This window comes from Streptomyces sp. NPDC000345, assembly GCF_042898825.1.
Lineage (GTDB): Bacteria > Actinomycetota > Actinomycetes > Streptomycetales > Streptomycetaceae > Streptomyces.
In genome coordinates, this window is record NZ_JBIAZE010000025.1 from 1 (window position 1) to 23,640 (window position 23,640).

Consider the following 23,640-nt stretch of genomic DNA (forward strand, 5'->3'; position numbering starts at 1 on the left):
CACCGAAGAAGAGCAGCGCTGTCACCGGCACGGCCATGATCTGAAACAGAACACAACTCACGAGGCGAAGCGAGACCTCAAGACCGGGACACTAGGACCAGGGCCACGGCCAGGGGGCTGCGAGGCTAGGAGCCGTCCGCGCGGACCGCGTACACGTAGCGCTTCCTGGCGTACTCGCTGACGTTCCAGATGACGTGCTCGCGGTACTTCCAGCCGGACGCGTCCTTGCTGTGGAAGCTGAGGTCCTCGCAGCCGACGGCCAGGCCGGCGACGGTGCTCGCGGTGGAGGCGCTGGAGGTGAAGGTACGCAGGGCGCCCTTACGGGACGGGCCGTCGCTCACCGAGAGGTAGTGCCGGGACTTGCGGGAGACCGCGCCCTGGATCTTCTTCTGCTTGACCGTCACGGCCTCGGTCGGGGTGAGCGAGGACAGGTACCGGCTGGACTGGTCGAGCGGCCAGCGCACCACCTTGGGGACGGCCGTGCTGGGCTTGCCCGTGCCGATGAAGGCGTCCTCCCCGTAGTCGACCGTGCCGGAGAGCGAGTACTCGGCGATCACCAGGCTGTCGGGGTCACCGGCCCGGTCGAGCCCGATCGTCGAGTAGCGCAGGAACGTGCCCGCGTTGTCGTAGGCGTGGCTCTGCGGCAGGACGTACTGGTAGCCGTAGCCGTGGTACCGGCCATCGGTGTGCAGACCGCACACGTCCTTTTCGGTGGTGGCGACCTTGAAGAGGGTGCGCAGGTCGAAGATCCGCAGCCCCTTGTAGGTGTCGACGACGTACAGGAAGTCGCCGTACCACATGATGCCGCCGGCGTGCTTGCGCAGGGGCCGGAAGGACGGCGCGCCCGAGCTGGTCCTGACAGGCTCGACCAGGAGGACGTGCCGGTACGTCGGCGCGGCGGCGTTGTTGTAGTCGACGAAGGTCAGCCGCATGCCCTTGTCGAGCGGGTGGTCGACGACCTTGTCGCCGTCGGGGTCGGACTCGAAGTACCACGAGACGAGGATGACCTTGTCGCTGCCGCCGTAGTACCCGCTGTTGTGGGCGTCGGCGCTGGTGGTGACGCCCTGCGGAATCCAGTAGTTGACCGCTTGGTCCGCGCTGTCCCAGGCGAAGCCGGCCTGGAACGCGGCGGCCGTGCTGGGGGCGCCGGTGAGCCGCTTGGCCTTGCGGTCGGCGCCTGCGAGCACGGTGCTCACGCTCACCTTGGGCAGTCTGGCCGCCAGGCCGGCGTTCATGTCGGCGAACGTGCCGTAGCCGTTGGATGCCCGTGCGGCGAGCCGGAACTGGCTCCGGCCGACGGGGGCCGCGTGAGCGGCGGAGGGGGAAAGCACGGTTCCGGCAGCACCGGCGAACGGTACGGCCGCCATGCCCCTGATGATCGCTCTGCGCGCCATGGTCATGACGCGCAAAACTATGCGAACTCGAAAAGGCGGCGCAATTGCGTATGTGCGCAAGGGTGGTGAGGGGGCGTCAGTCGATACGATCCCCGCGCGGTCGGGCCCCGTCGGTCGGGCTCGGCGCGGGCGGGCCCCGCCGGTCGGCCCCGCGCTGCCGGCTCCGCGCGGTCAGCCCCGCCGGTCCGCCACCGCCCACGAGGCCAGCGCGACGGCGCCCGCCACCCCGAAGACGGCCGGCCAGGCGCCCACCTTCTTCGCCAGCGGATGGGACCCGGCGAAGGCGGCGACATACGCGGCGCCCAGCGCCCCCGCGGCCTTCCCGCCCGCCCGCTGCCGCCACTGCTGAGCGGCCGCGGCCCCGGCGACGGCCAGCACGGCCCCGCCGAGCTGCCGCTTCCTCGTCCACCGGGCCACCCCGTACCCACCGACGAGCCCGCCCGCGGCGATCACCGAGCTGGGAACCTTCGCCATGCCTGCCTCCTCTGGATCTCCCGTTCGGCCACGAGGCTAACGCTCAGGACGGTCGAAGCAACGAACCTGAGTCGATGGTTGTCAAGTTTCCTCCGACGAGCTATATAAGAAGGCGTAGGGCATCGCACCCGACAGCACCTTCGAGAGGAGTGACTGTGATGCTCATGCGTACCGACCCCTTCCGTGAATTCGACCGGCTCGCGCAGCAGATCTTCGGCACCGCCGAACACCCCGCCGTGATGCCGATGGACGCCTACCGGTCCGGGGACGACTTCCTCGTCCACTTCGACCTCCCCGGCATCGACCCCGAGACGATCGAGCTGGACGTCGAGCGCAACGTCCTCAACGTCCGCGCCGAGCGCCGTTCCCCCGCCCCCGAGGGCGCGGAGACGATCGTCGCCGAGCGCCCGACGGGCACCTTCACCCGCCAGCTGTTCCTCGGCGACACCCTCGACACGGACCGCATCGACGCCTCGTACGAGGCCGGTGTCCTCACCCTGCGCATCCCCGTGGCCGAACAGGCCAAGCCGCGCCGCATCCAGATCTCGGGCGGCGGCGAGGGACGCAAGCAGATCAGCGGCTGAGCGCGGCCGGAGCATGAGCCGCGCCGAGACGAGCAGTCGGGTGGTTCGGACCCCAGGAGGAAAAACCGAAGCGATGAACGCGACGACGACCACCGCCACAGCGCCCCCGCGCGTGGTGCTGCCCGCCCCGGGGAGAGACAGGTTCCGGCCCGCCTCCGTCCGCGGGGGCGGCGGGAGCCGCGGCGGGAGCGACGGCTGGAGCGAACTGGTCGACTCGGTGAAGGAGGCAGGCGGGTACCCGACCAGTGCGCAGGCCGAACGCGTCACCCGTATCGTCCTCGCCGCCCTGGGCGGTCATCTCACCGGCGACGAAAGGGTGGACCTGGTCCGCGCCCTCCCCGAGGAGGCGGCCCGGGTGGTCGCGTCCCAGATCCCGGTCACCCGCCCGCAGTCGGCACGGGAGTTCGTGGAGACGGTCGCGGCCCGGATCGGCGACGCGACGCCGGCGACGGCCCGCTGGGACGTGAGTTCGGTGCTCGGCGTCCTGCCGACCCTGGCGGGCGAGCAGCTGACCGACCGGATCCTGCACCAGCTCCCGCCGGGATACGCCCTGTTGTTCGGCAGGGCGGAACTGGCGCCGCGCGCCTGAAGTCCACGAAGGACGAGGCCGCGCGGGCGGTGCGGTGACGAGCGAGGCCGCCGCCGGCGTACGGCCGTACCGGCTAAGGCGATGCGCCGGCGGCGGCCGCGGGGGAGCGTGCGAGGCCACCGCCGTGCCACAGCGGCGGTTCACCGATGCAGGCGGCCGCCCCCGGCCGTACCCGCCCCGCCGCACCCGCCCCGCCGGAAGGCCCTAACTCCGCGTGGCCCGTCGGCGTTCGCCGGGCTCCTGACCCTTCTTGTCGACGACCGCGCGTTCCAGTACGGCGCGGGTGTCGAACACGGTTCCCGCCTTGCCCATCGCGGAGTCCCGGGTGAGAACGGACCGTTCCCCGAGGTAGCCGAGGGTGTCCGGGTCGAAGATCCACTCGGTGCGCAGGCCGAGTCGGGTGTCCTCCCGGGCGATGGCGATGCCGTGCCGCCCCGCCGCGTCCACCGCGTCGTCCACCTCCGTCACCCCGGGAATCCGTGCGGTGGCCTGGTAGATCGCGGCGGCCGTGGCGGACGGCATGATCTGCTCCTGGATGAGCTCGCCGATCCGGGAGAAGACGGCCTGGTCCCTGTCCTCCCCCTCGGAGACGGGGGTCTCGGCGTACAGCTTCTTCAGCAGCGCGCCGGGATCGGTGGGCAGGGAGGCCAGCCAGGCGTAGGTGGGCCGGTCGATCCCGGCCCGCTCCCCGTCGGAGCCCTCCGGCACCAGGATCCTGATCGGGAAGTCGTCCCCGTTCTCGCGGATCAGCCCGTACTCGACCAGCGGCCCCGGCCGCTGCGAGAACCACACCTCCCGGTCGTGCAGCGAGCCGGGCTGCACCGGCTGCCCCCAGTCGGCCTCGTTCTCGGAGGTCCGGGTGCGCACGTACACGAACTGGCTCTCCCCGACCTCCTCGACGTCCGTGCGCATCGCCACCGCGGCGATCCGGTCGAGCGTGACGACCGCGCTACGGCTCCCCCCGCCGGGTGCACCGCTCGCGCCGGCCCGCACCGGCGCGGTGCCGTCCGCGTCCCGCCCCGCACCGATCCCCACGGTCAGCCCGGCGGCCAGCGCGACGGCGACGGCCCCCGCGATCAGGGCGGGCCGGACGAACCCACGGGGCTTGGGCAGGGAACGGGCGCGGCCGCTCCGAGCCGCCTGGTCACGATCGATGAGCTGCATCAGTACGTCCTTGTGATGGGAGTGACGCCCGGACGGCAGCCCCCGCTCGACGGGACCGGCGGGCAACAACCGCGCCAGCCCGTCGAGTTCCTCCCGCTCGCGTCGGTCCGGAGTGGAGTTCATCGGGCTTCCTCCTGAATGGGCAGGGCCACGAACGCGGCCTCACTCCCTACCTCTCCGCGACGGGCCCGCGGTTCCATAAATCCCGTATGCGAGGTACGTTCCCCGCGTTCCCCGCCCTCCCTCCGTCCCGCGCGCTCCTCCCCCTCGACGAACTTCCGCAGCCGGGCCCGCGCCCGCGACAGCCGCGACCGCACGGTGCCGACGGGCACCCCGAGCGCCTCGGCGGCCTGCGCGTAGTCGAGCCCGCCCCACACGCACAGCGCGATGACCTCCCGCTCGTGCCGCCGAAGCCGCCCCAGCACCCGCTGTACGTCGGCGAGCCGCCGCGCGTCGTCCACCCGCCCCGCGACGTCCTCCGCGAAGTCGCCGACCGCCTCGGCCTCCGCCTCCGGGGCGCGCCGGGCCAGGAAGGCGAGCCGTCGCCGCAGGCCGCGGTCGGCGTTGCGCGCCTTGTTGGTGGCGATCCCGAACAACCACGGCCGCAACGAGCCCCCTTCGGCCTCCACGTCCCCCCGCCCCTGCCAAGCCGCCAGGAACGTCTCCGACATGACCTCCTCGGCCGCCGACCAGTCGCCGGTCAGCCGCAGGGCATGGTGGTAGACGGCCGTGGCGTGCTGCTCGTACAGCTCGGCGAACGCCTCGCGTTCCCCGCCCCGCACCCGCCCGCGCAGACGGCCGTCGTCGTCATCGTTGGATGTCACACATGTACCTCTCCGGCCCTCCGGGACCGGTTCCCGTGGCGTGGCTCACACGACGCCCCTTGACGCGTCGGAAATCTCCGACGTGTCGTCGCACCCATGCCCACGGACGTCTTCGGCGCCCTCGCCAACCCCGTACGGCGCCGGCTGCTGGACGCTCTGCGCGAGGGCCCCCGCGCGGTCAACGACCTCGCCGGCCGCTTCGAGCTGAGCCGCCCCGCCATCTCCGAACACCTCCAGGTCCTGCGCCAGGCCCGCCTCGTACGCGAGGAACCCCGCGGCCGCCGGCGCTTTCTACCACCTGGAACCGATGCCGCTGGCGGAGGTCGGCGAGTGGCTGCACCCCTTCGAGCGGTACTGGCGGGAGAGGATGCGCACGCCGGCCGCCGTCCTGGACGAACAGGAACAGGCACGGACGCCCGCAGCGCACGAGCCGGATCAGAACCCCAGCGAGGACCCCGAACGATGACCCCCGCACCCCGCGACACCACCCCCACCGCAGTCCACTGCGACCAGTTCCTGCCGCACCCCCCGTCGGCCGTCTGGAAGGCCCTCACCGAAGCGGACCCGCACGCCCGCTGGTGGGCCGCCGGCGACGTCCGCCCGGTCGTCGGCCACCGCTTCACCCTCGACATGGGCCCCTGGGGCGAACAGCCCTGCGAGGTCCTGGACGTCGACCCGGAACGTCTCCTCCGCTACAGCTTCGCGGACGGCAGCCTCGATACGACGATCACCTGGCGCCTCGAACCGGAGGGCACCGGCACCCGCCTCTTCCTCACCCACGACGGCTTCGACCTCGACTCACCCCTGGGCAGGGCGGCGTTCGAGGGCATGGGGCAGGGCTGGCCGCACGTCCTGTCCCACCTCACGAAGACCCTGGACGAGGCGTAGCCCGAGCGGCGGGGGCCGGGGCCGCGACGCCGCCCCTCGCGCTCCCGCACCGTTCCCGTGGAAGCCGGCCGCGGGGACGATTCCCCTGCCAGGATGGGCCGTATGACGACCATCGACGGGGAGATCGCGGCCGGGTTCGAACCGGTGCGTGAGGCGTTTGCGGCGAACTTCGAGCGGCACGGGGACATCGGCGCGGCGGTGTGCGTGTACCACCGGGGCCGCCCGGTGGTGGACCTGTGGGGCGGGACCGCCGACCCGGAGACCGGCCGCCCCTGGACACGGGACTCCCTCCAGCTGGTCTACTCGGCGACCAAGGGCGCGACCGCGACCGCCGCCCACCTGCTGGCCCAGCGCGGCGTCCTGGACCTGGACGCCCCGGTGGCCGAGTACTGGCCGGAGTTCGCGGCGAACGGCAAGGCGCGGATCCCGGTGCGCCAACTGCTGTCGCACCAGGCGGGCCTGGTGGCGCTGGACGAACCGGTCCCGCTGGCCGACGCGCTGGCCTGGCACCCGATGACGGCCGCCCTGGCCGCCCAACGCCCCCTGTGGGAGCCGGGCACCGCCCACGGCTACCACGGCCGCACCTACGGCTGGCTGGTCGGCGAGGTCATCCGCAGGGTGTCCGGCCGCACGCCGGGCCGCTTCTTCGCCGACGAGATCGCCGCCCCCCTGGAACTGGACCTCTTCATCGGCCTGCCGGCGACCGCACACGACCGGGTGACCCGCATGGTGTACCAGCAGCCGGGCGCCGACCTCTCCACCGTCCCCCCGGAGGCCGTCCCCGAGGAGTACCGCGACCTCGTCGCCGCCATGCTCGACCCGGACTCCCTGACCAACAGGGCGTTCGCGGTCACCGACCCACCCGAGATCGACTTCAACTCCCCCGAGGTCCAGGCCGCCGAACTCCCCGCCTCCAACGGCATCTGCACCGCCCGCGCCCTGGCCCGCATGTACGCGGCTCTCGTCGGCGAGGTGGACGGCGTCCGCCTGCTGACCCCCGAGACCGTCGCCGCGGCGGCCAAGGAACAGTCCGCCGGCCCGGACCGGGTCATCATGACGCCGACCAGATTCGCCTCCGGCTACATGCTCCCCACCGACACCCTCCCCCTGACCGGCCCGAACGCCTTCGGCCACCCCGGCCGAGGCGGCTCCCTCGCCTTCGCCGACCCGGACCACGACCTCGCCTTCGGCTACGTCATGAACCACATCATCGAGGACCCGAACGATGCGCGGGCGGGGGCACTGGTGGAGGCGGTGCGGAGGTCGCTGGGGTAGGGGTTTCCGGACTTCACGAGACGGGGCCGGGATGTCCTTCCGGGTTTTCGCACCGCTGCTACGGTCGCTCGCATGACGCTCTCGGTCCCCTCTGGTCGTTCCGTCGATCTGCGTGTTCAGCCGGTTGACGAGATTCTTGATCGTGTCGAGCAGTCCTTTCAGGCCCGGTTGGACCGGGAGAGCGTTGTGCGCAAGCGTCGTTCTGTAGGGGCACGGACAGAGCGCGGTACCTGGGTCCGGGTCGAGCGTCGACTGCTCGACAAGATCGGTGATCAGGGCTGGAACGGCACTGAGTGCGCTGCGCGGCTGGAGGACGTCGTCCAGCCCGTATGGAGGGGATGTGTGGTCTGGCGGGACACGGACGCGCCCGTGATGTGGAGAGCTGACGAGACCGAACTCCTGCCCGGGAACCCCATCGGCACCGCTGTCCTGACCGCCGACCCAAGGCTGAGGGACACGTGGTGGCAGGCGTTCAGTGAATCCCTGGACGCACTCGCGGCGCAGCACACCAGGCGCATCGCCACACCGGACACCGTCACCATCACGCAGGCTCTGGTCACCGAGGCCATCCGCACCGCATTTCCCGGCGACTTCGACACGACCGTCGAGCGGTGGGTGCCGGCCCACGCCGATCTGAACTGGGCCAACATGACCGCCCCGACGTTCTGTCTCTTCGACTGGGAGGACTGGGGTAACGCCCCGCGAGGGCTTGACTCGGCGACGCTGTGGGGCAGTTCGCTCGCTGTGCCGACTCTGGCTGATCGTGTGTGGCAGGAGCGGCGTCACGATTTCGAAAGCCGGGACGGCAAACTGATGACCCTGTTCACCTGCTCGAAGATCCTCGGACCAGGCGCGCACCCGGAGGATCCCCGGTTGGAGTCCGCTCGCCACACGGCGGAGCAGATCATCACGGAGCTTCAAGTTGGCTGACCAGGTCATCCGCCCTGAAGCAGACTCCGGTACTCGCGGATCACGCGCCCATCGACCTCATAGGCCAAAGCGTCGATCAGCTCACCCAGATGGGCGGGTTTATCGGTGCCGACAGCAACCGCACTCACCTGCGGCAGGTAATAAGCGGCCCGAAAGGCCGCCTGCACACGGGTGAGCCCGTCACCGTCTTGCAGGAAGACCCGCGGATCCGCTCGGTCCCAGAGGGGCGCGTTAGTGCTGCCCCCGAAGGGGCTCATACCCCACAGCATGCTGTCGTCCAGGCCCCACGCCGAAGAAAGGGCATCTGCTGCCGCGAGCGTTCGCGTGCCGACCAGCAAACCAGCACGGACCATGATGACGGACGGTTTCGGCGTGGACGCGTCGATCAGATCCGGCAGTGGCGAGGGGTCCCAGGACGCGACGCCCCAGGCACCGCACAGCCCCCTCATCGCGGTGTCGTCCAGGGCGGCGCACGCGTCTGCCAGGGCCTCCCGGCTGTGAGAGGCAGCCTCTTCGAGAGAGTGCTCTGGGTTGTGGAGGAACACGAGGTCCGGCTCTCGCCCGAGGTCCCGGGTGACCTGCTCCACGGCCGTCCGCAGCCGAACGGGGTCGAGAGAGTGCTCAGCCCCGTCTGGAGTCCTGAAATAGCCGACTTTAGTGGAGATCCTAAACCTCGGCAGCAGATCCGCGGACGTCCTCGCCAATACTTCGTGTGAGAGGAATCCGAGATAGTTGGAGCTGGTGTCGAGTTCCGTGACGCCCAGGTCCAGTGCACCTGTCAGGAGTCGGCGTTCGTGACGAGACCGGTGTAACCCGAGAACAATTCGGGGGTCAGTGGCGCGCACAGTTCCTCCCTCACCAGTACTTCCGCGATGTCCACAGCCTCGGCTCCGATGGCTTGCGCGGCCCGGTCCAGATGGACCGGCCGACCACTCAGGAGAAGGCGCAGCGAGGGCAGAGCCTTGGCGTTGAAGGTGAGCTTCTTGCCCGACGCCAGAACATCCGCTGTCTCCCCGTTGTCCCGGATCAGGGGAGGGAAATGAGTCGTGCAGACCACGGCGCGGAGCTGCCCCAACGCATCCACGAAGGGCACGTGCCTCGCAAGCGGCATCGCCTGCTCGTATGAGGCCAGGAACTCGGCCGGGGAGCGCTCAACGATCAGTCGCGTGGCCGCATCGGCCAGAGCCTGGGTATCAGCCCCGTCCTGGCGGTCGAGGTCGTGCCGGAAGACCTCGTTCTTGCGGCACCAGTCGCCGAGCCAGGCGAGCCAGTTCGCCCCTGTGCGTTTGGTGATACCGAACGTGACGTGCAGGCTCTTGCCCGAACCATGACCGTTGCGGGTTGCCTGGTGCCAGTGCCCTCGGGGGATGTGCATCACGTCGCCGGTCTTCATCACTCCGGACCAGATGATCTCTTCGCTCGGCGTGTTGTTGGGGTCGGTGTCGCGGTACATGGGCAGGGCCCGAGAAGTCCCGCGCACCTCCCACTCCTTCTCGCCGGCGAGCTGGACGATCACTACATCGTGGTCGTCCCAGTGCAGAGGGAAGCCGGATGCCTCGTTCGTGGTCAGGTAGGCATTGACCTGCACCCGTTCGCGTGACCACCACTGCAACGCCCGGCATGCGACTTCCAGCGTCGGATCGAAGACATTGGCCTGGTCGAGGATCACGGTCGCTCCGTCACGGAGGAGCCTGCCCAGACTGTGCATATTGACCATGGGGATGCTCTGCCCCCGGGGGCTCACGCTGTCGGTGAAATAGATGGCCGGGTGCACCTCTTCGCTCTCTTGGAAGACCCGGAACTGCGGGCGATTCATGCTCCTGCGCATGGCGATGTCGAGCATGCGATCGGGGGTCAGGATGCGGGACATCAGGTACGGGTCATCCGTGCTTCCCCGTGCGAAGCCCCTGCCGAGACCTCCCGCACTGCTCCAGCCGAGCGCTGTTTCGATGCCGTCGATCAACTGATGCCTCATCATTTCCTCCTCCAGGTCCGACTGCGTGGCGCAGGCACGGCGGGGGCCGGCACGGTGCTCCGTGGGCCCCCGCCGGTTTACCGCTACTCGCTGTCGTGCAGGTTGCCGTCACCACCGGGCCACGGCGCGTCGCCGGAGCTTCCTGCGTTGTCGGACCGCAGGCTGTCGTAGCGGTCGTGGACGGCGGACAGCTCTTCCACCACGATCAGAAGGCCCTGCCGGGCCTGGGGCGGTGTCGCACTCTCTGCCACCTCGTGCTCCTTCCTCTTCGAGGCCTCTCAAAGCTGAGGCCGACGGCATGCGCTGTGCTCCGGGGGTCAGGGGTCGCAACCCGTGGGCGGGTGATTCTCTCCGGCGGGGTGCCAGACCGCCGTCCCTGCTTGGGGACTCGACCAGGAGCGGAACTCATGGGTGCTCCTGTGCCCGGCCGGCCGGAGATTCCCCTCTGTCGCGGAAGCGTCGCCCTTGCCGCTGTGCCGACTGACCCGTGCGGCGCTGGTGAGAACTCGTTCAGGGCATGGCGAACTCCCGTCTCCAGTCGGCAGGGGCGGCCCAGCACAGCGTTGGCGGGCCCCGCAGATGACAGCGTGGATGCCTTGAAGACCAAGAGCCCTGACAAACTGTCCGGGTTCGCTGTTACCGCAGTTCAGGAGCCGCGAATCGCGTCATCTACGGCGCGTTCAGCCGTGTCGAGCACCACAGCCCAGGGCAGCTCCCGCCCAACGGGTGCTTCTCGTGGTTCGCGCAGAGGCCAGACATCTGCCCCGTAAACCAGGTGCACGCCGGCTTGCCGAAGAGTCTCGATGTGACGTTTCCAGGCCGGGTGGCGGGCATGCGCCGCGTTGATCCTCGGGAACACCACCACGGGCAGGCCGAGAGTGCCGATGGCTTCCCCTACTTGCGTCAGTGCCTGGCTGTCGGCGATGCCGGTTGCCAGCTTGGCCACCGTATTGGCACTCGCGGGGGCGACCACGTAGCAGTCCACCTTCGGGTGTGGACTTGTCTCACCCGGCAACCGCGCCTCGTGCCGGACAGGAAGGCCGGTCAGCCTCTCCAGGCGGTCGGCTTCGCCATTCATGCTGAGCCAACGGCCGGCCGTTGGGGTGAGCGTGACCGCCACTCGCCATCCCCGCGCCAGCGCCGGCTCCACGAGGCCCGAGCGCAAGGTCTCGACTCCGCCGGCACCTGTACCTACGACTCCCAGGATCCGGCCCTTGCCCATGCTCACTGCACCGCCCTGCACCGTTGAGCCATCACGAATAACTCCGAGGAAGGAGCGCCGCCCGTGACAGGAGCCTGCTTGATCAGATCGCGCAGCGTGTCGCGGACCCGAGGATTGTTCCGCACGAGCTGCGGCGACGTGGACTCGGCTGTGCGCAGATGTGTGAACGCGTCGTCTACCCGGCCGGTCAGGGAGAGCGCTCTGGCGTAGTCGATACGGTGGGAGACGCTCCGTTCCGCCGCTACGTGGTCAATGGCGATGTCACCGTGTTCCACCATGTACGAGACGTTGTCCAGATCCAGTTCTGCTGACAGCCGGTGGAGCATCACGTTCGTCGGACCGAAGCACGTGTGCCAGTGGTTCTCGTCGGCACCGAGCCGGTCGGCCAGTTCTTCGGCGCGGCGCAACAGGCTCATGGCGGTCGAGCGGTCCTGGTGCCGGGCTGCGGCGATGGCCGCGCGGAGGTGGATCATACCCAGCAGGCTCAGGGCGGCCGGATCGCTCTCCTCGATTCGCGTGGAGAGCCAGCCCGAGGCCGCCAAAGCCAACTCCAGAGCATCGTCGTACCGGCCATTGGCAAGCAGAGCATGAGTGCCCGACCGGGCAGCAGAGGCCAGGACGAGCGGATCCTCTGACTCATCAGCCGCTCGCATCGCCCTCTCCGCCGCGAGCCACGAGATGTCGGACTCCCCGATTTTCGCAAGCGTCGTGGCAGCAAGGTGATGGACGCGCGCGGAGACCGCCCAGCAGGCCATGCGATCAGGGGCAGAGCGGACGGCGCGATCCTCTAGCCCATGGGCTGTTTGAAGAAGCCCGGGAAGCGCGGCGACCACCTTGCCGAGCCGACCGGCCTGATAGTCGTCCCAAGCCTCTTCGGTGCGGGGCGCCACCGAGCCCGGCGTCGGGAGCTGGCTCTCGGCCTCCGGCCTGAAGAGCAACCGGGACAGGCGGCGCGGGCTCATCAACGCGTCCCGGACTGAGGGTACGTCGTCCTGTTGCTGCGCGTCCTCCATCAGCACGGGCTTCCCGAGCAGGTCACCGAGTGGCACTCGGAGCACGCGGGCCAGCTCGGCGAGCATGTCGATCCGTGGAGGCTTTCGCCGACCCGACTCCGCCTTGGCAAGCCAGTCCGTGCTGCGACCCACCAGACCGGCGAGGACTTGCTGGGTGTAGCCGCGGCGTCGCCGATGGAAGGCGATTCGCTCGCCGATGGTCAGATGATCTCCGAGACCATGCATACGTGCCCTCCTTCGTTTCTGAAGGGACCTTGTCCGCCACGGGAACGGCCTGCCTCCTCCACGTCGGGGGAGGGATGGCCTGCCGGCGGGCGAGGGGGATGGCTCAGGACGTCATTTGGTGCGCTTTGCGCGTATCCCCGCCGCGGTTCCCTCGCGCAGGATGAGGACCCGGTGGATCACTTCAACACAGCGCTTACGAACAGGGACCAGGTGTCGGCCGACACCGAGATGCAGGCCCTGCCCGGAGCCTTGGAATCCCGCAGAAGTACACCAGCCCGCACGAAGGCGGCTTCCACGCACTCGGTTGTGTTACCGCCGCTATGCGACGACTTGAACCAGACGGGCCCGGAGGCAGACGTGGCATCGGAGGACATTCACAACTCCTTGCGAGCACGATGGATCATGGTGGAGGAGGCCTCCATGTCCAACGCTTGTGCCTGGAGGTACTCGAACGCAAGTCTGTACCGCTCCAGTTCCTCTTCCGTTTCCAGGAAGAGGGAACCCGTATGGAAGTCGACGTACACCACGTCAAGAGTGGGCTCGGGGCCGCCGATGATGACGAAGCTGCCGAGCGCGGCGGCATGGGCGCCCTTGGCGAACGGGAGTACCTGAAGGGTGATGTGAGGAGAATCGTTTGCTTCCAGCAGCAGGTCGAGCTGCTCTCGCATGATCTGGGGTGACCCGACAACGCGCCGGATCACGGACTCGTCGAGGATCGCCCACAGGCGCAGCGGCTTCGCGCGGGTGAGAATCTCTTGCCGCTTCATACGGATGTCGACCAGGCGCTCGATCTCGGCTGGGGCCAAGGGCACTTCGTTGGCCCTCTGCAGTGCTGTGCTGTACGCGCGTGTCTGCAGCAGTCCCGGCACGTAGACGCACGCGAAGTGACTCTCGCGCACGGCTTCGTCTTCAAGTGTGAGCAGCAGGTTCATGCTCTCGGGAATGGAATCGGCGAAGGGACTCCACCAGCCCTGCTGCCTGGCGTTCTTGGCGATGGACACCACAGCGTTTCGCTCCGCGTCAGTTGCCCCGTACTCGCGGCACAACGCGTCGACGACGAGCCACTTCACTGGTCCGGCCTGGGTTTCGTAGCGGCTGACAGTCGCCTTGGACACGCCGACAAGCTGCCCGGCCTCCTCCAGGGTGAGCCCCTTGCGGGCGCGCAATTTACGCATCATCGCGCCCAGTTGGCGTCGGCGAGTAGTGGTCCGCTCTGACATGCCGCTCCTTCACCCTGAACCGGGTGCCGGGCCCGGAGATGCCCATCAGGCTAGGCAGTGACAGGCGGCCTCACCATCGGATTCACCCGATAGATTCCCATGAGAAGTTACACGGGGAGATTTCTCCATGCCATGCTCTCTGTCAGACCGCTACGCAGTGCAGCCGTACGGACACGGCAGGCGCAGCATGTGCGTGGCCTGGGAGGGAGGAGTGGCCATGCAGGGCTACGACGTCACCGAACCCCGACTCCGCGGTGTCCTGCCGTTCAAGGCGGTGCCGGCGGAAGTGGGCCAGCTTCGCAGAGCTGCGCGCAGTCAACTGCGGGAGTGGGGCGTTCTCGCTGCGGCCGACGAAACGGAGTTGCTCGTCTCTGAACTCGCCACCAACGTGGTCAAACACGTAGGGGAGGGCACCTCGGCAACACTGATCCTGGAGTGGAGAGGCGAGCGGCTGCGAGTGGAAGTGCACGACAAGGGCGGTGCCCTCCCAGAGCTCAAACCTGCGACACGTGATGACGAGTGCGGCAGGGGTCTGCACCTCCTCGCGGCAATCGCAGTGGACTGGGGAACGATCGTGAGCGCTGTCGGCAGAGCGGTCTGGTGTGAGATCGCACTCGGCGCGGGCACATCTTGCCGCCGCATCGAACGAGCTGTGGAAGCGCTGGAGTCCTATCAGGGTGGGCGGGGTGGCAAGCAGGAGAGGACTAGGGAAGGAGGTCTCGAAGAGTCCGCGATCGAGCTGATCGCGGACCTGCTCCACTGGACAGCCGGCCGTGGCCAAGACCCGGACGGCATCCTTGACAAGGCTCAGACGCACTACGAGGCCGAAGCGGGCGCGGCCTGACACCGGCAGCAGGCCTCCCAGCGCGGAGAGGAGACACCGGGGCAGGTGTGGGCGGCCGGCGATTACCTCAGGGCTGCACGCAGTATCGCGCCGGCGTCGGCTACAGCACCCTCCGCGTGCAGTTCGAGGGCGACTTCCATGACCTGCCGGTCTCCTTGATCCCGGCCATAGACATGGATCAGGTTGTCGGCCAGATGGTCCCGCTCCTGCTGCCTCAGTTCCACCATGACCAGCGCGGTCTCGGAAGGGTTCAGCAACTCTGTCGTGCCCTGCCGGAGCAGGGTGAGCGCCGAGTCCTGCTTTCCGGCGCCGTCCAGTTCGGCTGCGTGCGCGGCCAGCTGCCGTGCCACCGCCCTCTCTTGCTCGCTCCGCTGCCGGTCCCCCCGCTGGAGGGGGACCGGCAGCGGAGGCCTGGAAGCCTTGGCCATCGCCAGACGTACTTGCAGGCCGGCTTCGCTCGCCTTCAACCCCTCCACGCTGGCTCGCAGGGCTGAAGCCTCACTCTTGGCGGCTGCCAGGCCAGCGGAGTCCTCTCCTCCCCCTCTTTCTTCTTCCCGTTCCCGCTCGCGAGCTGCGCAGGAGGGGCAGGGAACACTGGTCCGCTGCGTCAGCGAATCGATTCTCTTGCCCAGCTCCACGCAGTGCTTACAGCCTCGCCTCTCACCCTCAGCGCTGGTGCGGAGATCCAGCAGGGCTTCTAAGGTGAAGGGGACCTCCTGTTGGTCAGCGGCAGCGTCGGCGCAGGCGGCCTCGTATAGGCGTGTAACGAAGCCCTGGTCAGGGACCCTGGGGTTGTTGGGGTCATGGTTGACGATGCGTGACAGAGAAGTTGAGTTGCTGTTGAGGCGTTTCGCTGCACCGGCTTGATTCAACGGCTTGATCTCCGATTTATCGGATTTGCCCGGGATTCGTTCCTTCTGCTTCAGCAGGCGGAACAGGTCTCTCAGGGCCAGTGCGAGTTCCCGCTTCCGTGGCGGGCAGCTGTCGTCAAGCGGTCTGTCCAGCCAGCCGTGCCCAGGCATGTGGCCCCCCTCGGTTGTCATGCGGCCCTGCCTCCCAGTCCGAAGTCGCTCAGACGCCCTAGGACCGTCACCCCAAGGCGCTGTCTGTGATTGGCAATTGTGCCCGATGAGGTACGTCGTGATGCCGAAGATCCCTTGCTTTCTGCCGGGCGGACTTGCCATTTTCCGAGCAAGTTCATCCGTGCACTTGCTTTCTTGCGAGCAAGCGGGAAAGGGCTGGACTTCCGTCCGTGTCATGGTGTGAGCTGCTGGATGAGCCGCAGATGAGCGGGGGAATACGGGGTTTATGTGCATGCTGCGCTAGTAGCAGTCGGCACACGCTCCGAAACTGCCGGAGGGGTTAAATGGAAGGAATTCCGTCCTATCAGGACAAGAAGTTCGGGACCATGGTGAGGGCAGCGCTGTGGCTGGTCACCGAGGTTGGGGAGGGCCGCATCTTCACCAAGACGCAGCTGCGTGAGGCGTTCCCGGAGGTCTCCCAGATCGACCGCAGGCTCCGCGACCTGCGGGACCACGGCTGGCGTATCGACACCAGCCGTGACGACCCCTCCCTGCTGCAGCAGGAACAGCGTTTCGTGACCAGGGGCGCTGATGTCTGGATCCCGGGCCGGTCCAAGGCGCCCAGGCACAAGTCCAGCCTTACCGCGGCTCAGCGCGCGAAGGTTCTCCAGGACGACAACTACCTCTGCCGGTCGTGCGGTATCGGTGCCGGCGAAGCGTACGAAGACAGCGGCGGCATGGAACTGGCCAAGCTCAATGTGTCCCGGCGTAAGGTGCTCCACTCCGGCGAGAGCAAGGTGCCCGAGTACCAGCTCGTCACCGAGTGCAAGAGGTGCGGGAACGGGGGCGGTCCGGACCGGGAGGTCGACCTTGACGCGCTGCTCGAGCTCGTAGAGGACCTCGCCCCGCTGGAGCAGCGGCTCTTCGCCAAGTGGATTGACGCCGACCAGCGCACGTTCAGCCCGATTGAGAAGGTCTGGGGTATCTACCGGACCCTCCCCCAGGAGTCGCGTGGCGAGGTGGCCAAGGCCATCAGTGACATGACCGGCTGACGGGTAACGGCAGCTCCACAGGGACAGGACCGGCAACAGAAAGGACGGGAGAGTCATGCTGCGGGAGTTCCCGCCGCCGCCGCGCGCGGAGCAGTTCAGCGAGCTGATCAAGAAGAGGCTGGAGGAGGTAAGGGTAGCTGGTGGCACCCGGGAGACCGTCACGGTCGACTGGAATGGACAACAGATCCACGTCGATGTCGTCGACCTTCCGCTGAGCGGCCTCTACCTCAACCCGGGCACCCACCGGATCCGTGCCCAGCGCACCCATAAGCCTGACCAGGACCGGAATCTGGACAAGGATCCCTTCGGGGAGGCAGGCCAGGAGTATCTGCGCGTTCTGCTCCAGGCCCGGCCGTCCAACCCGGACCTGCGGGACCCTGACTTCGACAAGCTCAAGGAGGACCTGCGCCAGTTCGGCCAGAACGACCCCGGACTGGTCACCCATCACGGCGTGCTGGTGAACGGCAATACCCGCGCCGTCGCCCTGCGCGAACTTGGTCAGCAGTCGATGAGGGTGGGCGTACTCCCGTCGTCGTTCACTCAGTCCGACATCGACGCCGTAGAGCTGGCGCTCCAGCTCCGTCAGGACCAGCGTCGCGACTACTCGTACATCAACCGGCTGCTCGCCATGGAAGAGCAGGCGGCGCTGGGCCGGACCCCTGAGCAGATCGCCAAGGAGTTCCGGATCCGGACGGCGACGTACCATCAGGAGCGCTGGATCCTCAGTGTTATCAAGGAATTGAACGACCGCAGTGCGAGCGGCGGCGGTGTCGCACTGCGGCTGGTCGACTGGGAGGGAGCGCAGGAGCGCCTCAAGGAACTCCAGCGCCTGTACGTGAAGCTGGAGAGCCTCGACCGTGACCAGGCCGAAGTCCTGAAGGAATGGCGGCTGGCAGCGATCCTGCTGGACTTCTCGAAGACGGACGTACGCCACATCGACGAGGTGTTCCTGGACGAGGGGTACCTGCAGAAGGTTCTGCCGCCGGTGCTGGCGGACAGCGGGGCTGCCGCGCAGGCCGAGTCCGTTTCCATTCCCGGCCTTGGCCTGGACGTGCCGGCGGCCTCGACGGCCGTGTCGGCGGCGCGTGCTCTCAACGACCGCATCCTGCGGGCTGCGGCCACGGTTCGGAATACCACGGCGGGGCTCCCGGACCGCGAGAAGGCCGAGGCACAGGCGCTGCTTGACGGCGCGAAGGATGCCTTCGACAAGGCTATTGACAGCCACGGCCGCGATGCCCGGGTGCGCAAGCGCAAGCAGCTCGCGCCGGCCCGGCTCGCCGACGCTTGCGCCAACATCGACCAGTGTGTCGTCGAACTGGTCCAGGCTCGCACCTCGAACAGCCTGGACGAGGAGGCCTTCGACGAGGCTGTGCTCAACCTCCAGGGCAGCCTGCGCAAGCTCGCCCAACAGGCCGGACGCGGCATCCCGAACCCCGGCGAAGGCGTCTCCTGGCTCCTTGCCGCGGCCACGGCGGAGGGCAACCGGTGACGGAAACGTCCCTGCGTCTGGGGTTCGACGACACGCGTACCCGAGTGGTCCTGCGCACCACCGATCAGTACCAGCAGGACCTCGTCCAGCTGGCCGCCCGGTTCCGTACCGGCGGCCAGCTGGGCCCCCTGGCCGCCTCAGTGGCCTTGGACGAACTCCTCGCGGACCTCACGGTCCTCAGCGGCTGGCCCAACCCCTCAGGGGTGGAATGGACTCCGGAACTCCGCAACCTCGTCTCCGGCGTGGTCCGGGACTCCAGGCTGGTCGAGGAACGGCTAGCGGGTTCGGGGGCCCCGTCTGAGGTTGCCTCGGACGAGGTGCTGAGCCTGCTCGGAGACACCTGGACGGCTGATCTCAATACGTTCCAGCGGCGGGATATAGCAAAGCTGCTTTCCTTGGGCCATGGGGCGAACTTCAGTGTTCCGGGTGCCGGCAAGACCCGTGTGGCCCTTGCCGTGTACGCCGCGCAGCGGGCTCAGGGACGCGCCACCAGGTTGCTGGTTGTGTGTCCGAAGTCCGCTTACGAGTCATGGCGTTACGAGACCGCCGTGTGCTTCGGCTACCCGCTGCGCACGCACGTTCTGGACGGTTCGCTGGACGAGTGGGCGGAGGTCCTGATTGTCAACTACGAACGTCTGGACCGTTCGCTGCCCCTGCTGGCGAACTGGCTGAAGGCCGCCCCGTCAATGATCATCCTCGACGAGGCCCACCGAATGAAGCTCGGTGCGCGTGGCACGTACGGCGCTGCGTGCATGGCGCTGGGCCCGCTAGCGGCCCGGCGGCTGATCCTGACCGGCACGCCGGCGCCGAATGGATCCAAGGACCTGGAGAACCTTCTGGGCTTCGTCTGGCCGGGCCACGGACAGCGCACGGTGACCCGGGCGGTGGCTGGCGGCGACCTGGCCTACGCGAGCACGGTCCTGCGCCCTCTGTTCACTCGTACGACCAAGCAGGAACTCGGCCTGCCGCCGATGACCCTGCGCATGCGTTATGTCGACATGCCGGAACTGCATGCCGAGATCTACAGCTCGCTGGTGGGGGGCATGTCCGCTGGTACCGCTCGCGACGATCTCAGCGCTCTCGGCAAGACAGCGCTGCGTCTGCTGATGGCGGCGACGAGCCCCGCGCTGCTGCTGGAAGGCGCCACCAAATACGAGCCGTTGGCCTATCAGCTGCCCCCGCTGGACATCCCGGCCGGCAGCTCGCTGTACTCACTCATGCAGAACCTGCCGGACTATGAGCTGTCACCGAAGTACAAGGAAGCTCTGGCGATCGTCGCGGAGAATGCCGTGCAGGGCCGCAAGACGCTGGTATGGACGACCTTCGTGCGCAGCCTGACGACCTTGGCCCAGATGCTGGAGAAGTACAGCCCGGCTGTCGTGTATGGCGGTACGCCCGACCGGGATGAGCAACTGCGCCGCTTCCGGGAAGACCCAAGCTGCATGGTGCTGATCTCCAACCCCGCGACCCTCGGGGAGGGAATCAGTCTCCATCAGGTGTGCCATGACGCTGTCTACGTGGACCGGGACTTCATGGCAGGCCGTTACCTCCAGAGTCTTGACCGCATCCACCGGCTGGGCCTCGCACCCGGCACGGACACGCGAGTCACGGTGATCGCGGCTCGGGGGACCATCGACGAGGTGGTTGAGGTGCGTATGGACCAGAAGCTCGAATTCATGGGGAAGATCCTTGACGACCCCACCGTTCAGCAGCTGGCTGATCTGGAGGAAGAGCCCTCCGTGGCGGCTGGGCTCGCGCCAGGCGACATTGAGGCGCTCCTGAGGCACATGGGAAGGGGTTGATCCGCAGACAGCTGTGTCCTCCCGGCCAAGCGGCCGCCACGGGAAGGAAGGGCGTGCCGACGCCGAGGAGGACAAGTGCTCTGTGGCCACCGCTGGCCCCCGTAATGAGGCGCGGTGAGACAGTGGGAGACTCGTGGGTGTCAAGTGCTCAAGAGCAAGCAAGTCATCGTGGGCTCTGCGACACTTGGCACCGGTTTTGAGTCACTCCTGGAAGGATCCCTATGAGCGCCAGCGGTCGCGAGCGTCCGCAGTTCACCCGGCCACTGAACTCACTGGAGATCTGTGCCGGTGCGGGCGGGCAAGCCGTTGGGCTGCACAACGCGGGCTTTGATCATCTGGCTCTTGTGGAGTGGGATCCGCATGCGGTGGAAACACTCCGGGCCAATGTGGGTGACTGGCCGGGATGGGATGAAGAACACAGGAGCGCGCTTGCGCCCATGGATGTGAAGGAATTTCTTTCATCCTCTGTGCGTGAGAATCTTGAGATCGGTAAGGGGAAGCTAGATCTCCTGGCCGGTGGTGTGCCATGCCCCCCCTTCTCGCTGGCAGGGAAGCGGCTGGGGAAAGACGACGAGCGTGATCTCTTCCCGGATGCTCTGAAGATCATTGAAGATTTCATGCCACGGGCGGTAATGATTGAGAATGTCCGAGGGATTTTGGAGCCCCCGGAGATCTTTATCGACTATCGCAGAGATATTCTGGGTGAGCTTCGCGATCTCGGTTACGTCGTTCCCGAAATAAAGAAGAGCTGGTCGGCTGCTGAGCAGGATCGCGCAATGCGTAAGGTTTGGCGGCGGATCGATGCAAGTAATTTCGGTGTCCCGCAGCTCCGCCCACGGGCTATCTTGGTTGTGATTCACGAGGATGAGCTGAATTCTTCGGGTGTCGAGTTTGTTTGGCCCTCGAAAATTAAGGGCCAGCAGGTTACGGTGTTTGACGCGCTTGCTGCCAGCATGGAAGCACGCTGCCGGAAATACTGGACGAAGAACAGGAACGGGGAACCGGCCAAACCGGGAGAGCAGACCGGCAAGGACGTGTACCAGGACTGGCTGCGCAAGGCTTCTCGAGCGGCCGAGACTGGCAGAGGGGTCGCTCCAACCTTGGTCGGAGGGTCGAAGAAGCATGGTGGTGCCGACCTGGGGCCGACTAGGGCTAAGCGAGCGTGGGAAGCTCTGGGGGTGGACGCGATGGGGGTTGCCAATGACCCGGCCAATTGCGACCCCGAGCGTGATCTTTTCCGCCCTGCTGGCCCGATGCTGACGGTGGAGCAGGCCGCGCTCATCCAAGGATTCCCTGTCGACTGGAAATTCCAAGGGCGGAAGACCGCCCAGTATCGGCAGGTTGGGAACGCTTTTCCGCCTCCGGTTGCGGAGGCGATAGGCCGTGCCATCGCAGCAGTGCTCCGACCGGAACACGGCAGTCAACTACTCAGCGGCTACGAACTGGACGCCGACAACTCCGTCTCGGATGTGCCGCATTCGGAGCAGCTGATTCTTCCGGTATCAGACAAGTCCCGTGTCGGTGATGCCCCGCCGCCGCTTAACCGCAGCGGCGATCTTATCCGCGCAGGCGCCTGAAGGCTCGTGCTCCCAGAAGCGGAGCACGAGCCACCCGGCTTCTTTGAGGCGCAGATCGGTGTCGCGATCGCGTTGCACGTTCCGCAGAACCTTCTCTGACCAGTACCCCGAATTCGTCCTCGGCGGCACATAGTGTTCCGGGCAGCCATGCCAGTAGCAGCCGTCGATGAAAACGGCCACCTTCGCCGGACGGAACACCAGATCTGCCGTCCGGCGAAGGTCTGGCAGGGGACGTGCGGCTACGCGATACCGCAGGCCTTGAGCGTGGACGAGTCGTCGAATCAGCCACTCGGGCTTCGTGTCACGGCTACGGATCGCCTGCATGTTGCGACGCCGAGCTGCGGAAGAGGCCCAGGAGCCTGCCGGCGCTTCCCACTGTGGATCATCGGACACGCTTCAGAGCCTAGCCCCAGACGGCTGACGCGATCCGAGAGGGCGGCGTTTGTGATAGCGGGGCGCGAGGCCGTTGGCCAGGAGGTCGTTCTGTGGCGGCAGGCTGACCCAGAACGTGGGTCGGCGCGGCCGAACGCTGCAGAGGCAGAGCAAGCGATCCAGGCCCAGGTTGGGCCCCGCTCGCTTCCTTCAGGGAAGCGGGGCGCCCGGGACGGTCTCTTGAGTGGGGCCGACCTTGGGCCGGACGCGGTCGCGTCATCATGACGCCGGGTGGGCTCGGCGAGCCTCCGGCGTAATGGTCATTCTGTGCGTGCGCTGCGGGTCTGTGCCGTCCACCAATGTCCCGCCTGCCTACAGCGTGTGAGTCGCGAGCACCACGCTTCCCTGTCCGTGTCCGCATAGGCCCAAAGCCCGCCAGGTGTGCCCGGCGGGCCGCACGGACTAGGTGGGGGCTGGGAAGTCAGGTCCCAAGCCCATGGCAGGCCGCGTACGACTTCCCCGACCCGCACCAGCAAGCCGCCCCCCTCTGCGGCGGCCAGGCCACGGCTCGTCCTCGGGCCGCCAGGGTCGTGGCGTACTGGGGGAGCAGGTCGCCGTCGGCCGGGGAGGTGCCCTCCGAGGCGGCGAAGGCCTCGTAGGAGGGGACCGTGCCGGTCACGATGCCGAGGTTGGCCGTGCCGGAGGCCGCGAGTTCGCGGAGGGAGGCCTCTATGGTCGCGAGGTGCTGCTCGTGGGAGGGGTACTCCGCCTCCAGCGAAGGGTAGGCGGCGACCAGTTCCGCCAGTTCCGGCGCCGGCCAGTGGAGGACGGCCACCGGGAAAGGGCGGGACAGGGCCTCCCGATAGGTGCCCAGCTCGGCGCGCAGGCGGGAGATCTCCGCGGCCAGTTCCGCCGGGTTGTCCGAGCCGAGGGACCAGACACGCTTGGGGTCGTGGAGTTCGTCCAGGGACACGGGGGAGGAGTGGAGGGTGTCCGCCAGCAGGTCCCACTCGTCGTGGGCCGCGCCCAGCATCCGCCGTACGCGGTGGCGGCCGAAGAGGAGGGGGTGGGTGGAGTACGGGGGCTCGGGCACGTCCGTCAGCAGGAGACGGGCTCCCTCCGAGAACGCCGCCTCCGCCGCCTCCAGCTCGTCGTGCGATTCCAGGGCCTCCGCGATGATCACCCAGGGGGCCGGGTCGCGGGGGGCGGCGGCGCGGAGGCCGTCGATGATCGCTCGGGCCTCCGCCTCGTGGCCGTACTCCCAGAGGTTCGAGGCCTTCAGGGCCCGGACCAGGTGGGGGTTGTCCAGGCTCTCCGGGGAGGACAGGAGGCGGTCGTAGAAGGCCGTCGCCGCCGGGCGGTCGCCGGACAGTTCCAGGTGGGCCGCGGCCTGCAGCAGCAGGGCCTCGGCGTCCTCGGGATACAGGCCGGCGGTTCGCTCCAGGCGTGCCGCTTCGGCGGTGTGGTCGACGTTCTCGGCAGGCGTGTCGGGGCGCATGGGGGACACCGTAGCGCCGACCGGTGACATGGGTGAGACATCCGCGGGCCAGAGGCCGGGCCTGAAGCCGGGCCGGGAGCCGGACCAGGGCCAGGTCAGGGCACAGGTCAGAGGTCAGAGGTCAGGCCAGGGAGCAGGCCAGGGGTCAGGTCAGCGGCACGGAGCCGACGCCCGTGGCAGCTCGGCGGTGCCCTACCGGTGCCTTGC

At 67.9% G+C, this 23,640-nt stretch carries 25 protein-coding genes and 1 pseudogene; 12 read left to right on the forward strand and 14 right to left on the reverse strand.

Annotation, left to right across the window (positions count from 1 at the left end; translation table 11 throughout):
• Window positions 1-125: 125 nt before the first annotated feature.
• Window positions 126-1,367 (reverse strand): hypothetical protein, encoded by a 1,242-nt coding sequence (locus ACFY30_RS37675; protein WP_390849656.1) that lies wholly within the window; start codon window positions 1,365-1,367, stop codon window positions 126-128.
• Window positions 1,368-1,565: 198 nt separating this feature from the next.
• On the reverse strand, window positions 1,566-1,868 hold the full coding sequence (locus tag ACFY30_RS37680; RefSeq protein WP_390660165.1) for a hypothetical protein: 303 nt from the start codon (window positions 1,866-1,868) through the stop codon (window positions 1,566-1,568).
• A 158-nt stretch (window positions 1,869-2,026) separates the two neighbouring features.
• On the opposite strand from ACFY30_RS37680, the gene ACFY30_RS37685 reads away from it, so the two are divergent.
• Complete coding sequence (locus tag ACFY30_RS37685) at window positions 2,027-2,452, forward strand: Hsp20/alpha crystallin family protein (RefSeq protein WP_390660164.1); 426 nt, start codon at window positions 2,027-2,029, stop codon at window positions 2,450-2,452.
• A gap of 73 nt (window positions 2,453-2,525) precedes the next feature.
• Window positions 2,526-3,041: a DUF2267 domain-containing protein gene (locus ACFY30_RS37690; protein WP_390849657.1), complete on the forward strand. Its 516-nt coding sequence runs from the start codon at window positions 2,526-2,528 to the stop codon at window positions 3,039-3,041.
• Window positions 3,042-3,245: 204 nt separating this feature from the next.
• On the opposite strand, the gene ACFY30_RS37695 is transcribed toward ACFY30_RS37690, so the two are convergent.
• Window positions 3,246-4,328, reverse strand: a complete 1,083-nt coding sequence (locus ACFY30_RS37695; protein ID WP_390849658.1) for a CU044_5270 family protein — start codon at window positions 4,326-4,328, stop codon at window positions 3,246-3,248.
• Window positions 4,325-4,999 carry an RNA polymerase sigma factor gene (locus ACFY30_RS37700; RefSeq protein ID WP_390849739.1) on the reverse strand — a complete coding sequence of 225 codons (675 nt, stop codon included), beginning with the start codon at window positions 4,997-4,999 and terminating at the stop codon, window positions 4,325-4,327. Before ACFY30_RS37700 ends, ACFY30_RS37695 begins: the two co-directional genes overlap by 4 nt.
• Before the next feature lie 126 nt (window positions 5,000-5,125).
• Here ACFY30_RS37700 and ACFY30_RS37705 point away from each other — a divergent pair.
• The 5 genes and pseudogenes from ACFY30_RS37705 to ACFY30_RS37725 form a co-directional block, all read left to right on the forward strand.
• Window positions 5,126-5,260, forward strand: a pseudogene (locus tag ACFY30_RS37705) (ArsR family transcriptional regulator); the annotation flags it as partial.
• Window positions 5,261-5,336: 76 nt separating this feature from the next.
• A complete protein-coding gene (locus ACFY30_RS37710; protein WP_390849745.1) occupies window positions 5,337-5,495 on the forward strand; it encodes a hypothetical protein in 159 nt (52 codons plus the stop codon).
• Complete coding sequence (locus ACFY30_RS37715) at window positions 5,492-5,917, forward strand: SRPBCC domain-containing protein (RefSeq protein ID WP_390849740.1); 426 nt, start codon at window positions 5,492-5,494, stop codon at window positions 5,915-5,917. Before ACFY30_RS37710 ends, ACFY30_RS37715 begins: the two co-directional genes overlap by 4 nt.
• A gap of 102 nt (window positions 5,918-6,019) precedes the next feature.
• A complete protein-coding gene (locus ACFY30_RS37720) occupies window positions 6,020-7,192 on the forward strand; it encodes a serine hydrolase domain-containing protein (protein ID WP_390849659.1) in 1,173 nt (390 codons plus the stop codon).
• 72 nt (window positions 7,193-7,264) lie between these two features.
• Complete coding sequence (locus ACFY30_RS37725; protein WP_390849660.1) at window positions 7,265-8,122, forward strand: hypothetical protein; 858 nt, start codon at window positions 7,265-7,267, stop codon at window positions 8,120-8,122.
• A gap of 5 nt (window positions 8,123-8,127) precedes the next feature.
• On the opposite strand, the gene ACFY30_RS37730 is transcribed toward ACFY30_RS37725, so the two are convergent.
• From ACFY30_RS37730 to ACFY30_RS37760, 7 genes are all read right to left on the reverse strand, one after another.
• Window positions 8,128-8,967, reverse strand: a complete 840-nt coding sequence (locus ACFY30_RS37730) for an aldo/keto reductase (RefSeq protein ID WP_390849661.1) — start codon at window positions 8,965-8,967, stop codon at window positions 8,128-8,130.
• Window positions 8,901-10,097, reverse strand: a complete 1,197-nt coding sequence (locus tag ACFY30_RS37735; RefSeq protein ID WP_390849662.1) for a JmjC domain-containing protein — start codon at window positions 10,095-10,097, stop codon at window positions 8,901-8,903. Before ACFY30_RS37735 ends, ACFY30_RS37730 begins: the two co-directional genes overlap by 67 nt.
• A gap of 83 nt (window positions 10,098-10,180) precedes the next feature.
• Complete coding sequence (locus ACFY30_RS37740; protein WP_390849663.1) at window positions 10,181-10,348, reverse strand: hypothetical protein; 168 nt, start codon at window positions 10,346-10,348, stop codon at window positions 10,181-10,183.
• 395 nt (window positions 10,349-10,743) lie between these two features.
• Window positions 10,744-11,319 carry a flavoprotein gene (locus tag ACFY30_RS37745; protein ID WP_390849741.1) on the reverse strand — a complete coding sequence of 192 codons (576 nt, stop codon included), beginning with the start codon at window positions 11,317-11,319 and terminating at the stop codon, window positions 10,744-10,746.
• 2 nt (window positions 11,320-11,321) lie between these two features.
• Window positions 11,322-12,557 (reverse strand): helix-turn-helix domain-containing protein, encoded by a 1,236-nt coding sequence (locus tag ACFY30_RS37750; RefSeq protein WP_390849664.1) that lies wholly within the window; start codon window positions 12,555-12,557, stop codon window positions 11,322-11,324.
• Window positions 12,558-12,733: 176 nt separating this feature from the next.
• Window positions 12,734-12,931, reverse strand: a complete 198-nt coding sequence (locus ACFY30_RS37755) for a DUF397 domain-containing protein (protein ID WP_390849665.1) — start codon at window positions 12,929-12,931, stop codon at window positions 12,734-12,736.
• Window positions 12,932-13,777, reverse strand: a complete 846-nt coding sequence (locus ACFY30_RS37760) for a helix-turn-helix domain-containing protein (protein WP_390849666.1) — start codon at window positions 13,775-13,777, stop codon at window positions 12,932-12,934.
• 217 nt (window positions 13,778-13,994) lie between these two features.
• Between ACFY30_RS37760 and ACFY30_RS37765 the strand changes: the two genes are divergently transcribed.
• Complete coding sequence (locus ACFY30_RS37765) at window positions 13,995-14,621, forward strand: ATP-binding protein (RefSeq protein ID WP_390849667.1); 627 nt, start codon at window positions 13,995-13,997, stop codon at window positions 14,619-14,621.
• A 62-nt stretch (window positions 14,622-14,683) separates the two neighbouring features.
• Here the strand turns inward: ACFY30_RS37765 and ACFY30_RS37770 are convergent, their stop codons facing one another.
• Window positions 14,684-15,664 (reverse strand): hypothetical protein, encoded by a 981-nt coding sequence (locus ACFY30_RS37770; RefSeq protein ID WP_390849668.1) that lies wholly within the window; start codon window positions 15,662-15,664, stop codon window positions 14,684-14,686.
• 323 nt (window positions 15,665-15,987) lie between these two features.
• Between ACFY30_RS37770 and ACFY30_RS37775 the strand changes: the two genes are divergently transcribed.
• The 4 genes from ACFY30_RS37775 to ACFY30_RS37790 all read left to right on the forward strand — a co-directional run bounded on the left by ACFY30_RS37775 (window position 15,988) and on the right by ACFY30_RS37790 (window position 21,563).
• A complete protein-coding gene (locus ACFY30_RS37775; protein WP_390849669.1) occupies window positions 15,988-16,695 on the forward strand; it encodes a hypothetical protein in 708 nt (235 codons plus the stop codon).
• Between the two features lie 55 nt (window positions 16,696-16,750).
• Window positions 16,751-18,184 carry a hypothetical protein gene (locus tag ACFY30_RS37780; protein ID WP_390849670.1) on the forward strand — a complete coding sequence of 478 codons (1,434 nt, stop codon included), beginning with the start codon at window positions 16,751-16,753 and terminating at the stop codon, window positions 18,182-18,184.
• Window positions 18,181-19,986 carry a DEAD/DEAH box helicase gene (locus ACFY30_RS37785; RefSeq protein WP_390849671.1) on the forward strand — a complete coding sequence of 602 codons (1,806 nt, stop codon included), beginning with the start codon at window positions 18,181-18,183 and terminating at the stop codon, window positions 19,984-19,986. The genes ACFY30_RS37780 and ACFY30_RS37785 overlap by 4 nt, the downstream gene beginning before the upstream one ends.
• Before the next feature lie 221 nt (window positions 19,987-20,207).
• Window positions 20,208-21,563 carry a DNA cytosine methyltransferase gene (locus ACFY30_RS37790; protein ID WP_390849672.1) on the forward strand — a complete coding sequence of 452 codons (1,356 nt, stop codon included), beginning with the start codon at window positions 20,208-20,210 and terminating at the stop codon, window positions 21,561-21,563.
• On the opposite strand, the gene ACFY30_RS37795 is transcribed toward ACFY30_RS37790, so the two are convergent.
• Window positions 21,489-21,956, reverse strand: coding sequence for a very short patch repair endonuclease (locus tag ACFY30_RS37795; RefSeq protein ID WP_390849673.1), 468 nt, complete (start codon window positions 21,954-21,956; stop codon window positions 21,489-21,491). The two genes, ACFY30_RS37790 and ACFY30_RS37795, sit on opposite strands and share 75 nt — an antisense overlap.
• Before the next feature lie 460 nt (window positions 21,957-22,416).
• Window positions 22,417-23,433 carry an SEC-C domain-containing protein gene (locus tag ACFY30_RS37800; protein WP_390849674.1) on the reverse strand — a complete coding sequence of 339 codons (1,017 nt, stop codon included), beginning with the start codon at window positions 23,431-23,433 and terminating at the stop codon, window positions 22,417-22,419.
• Between the last annotated feature and the right edge of the window lie 207 nt (window positions 23,434-23,640).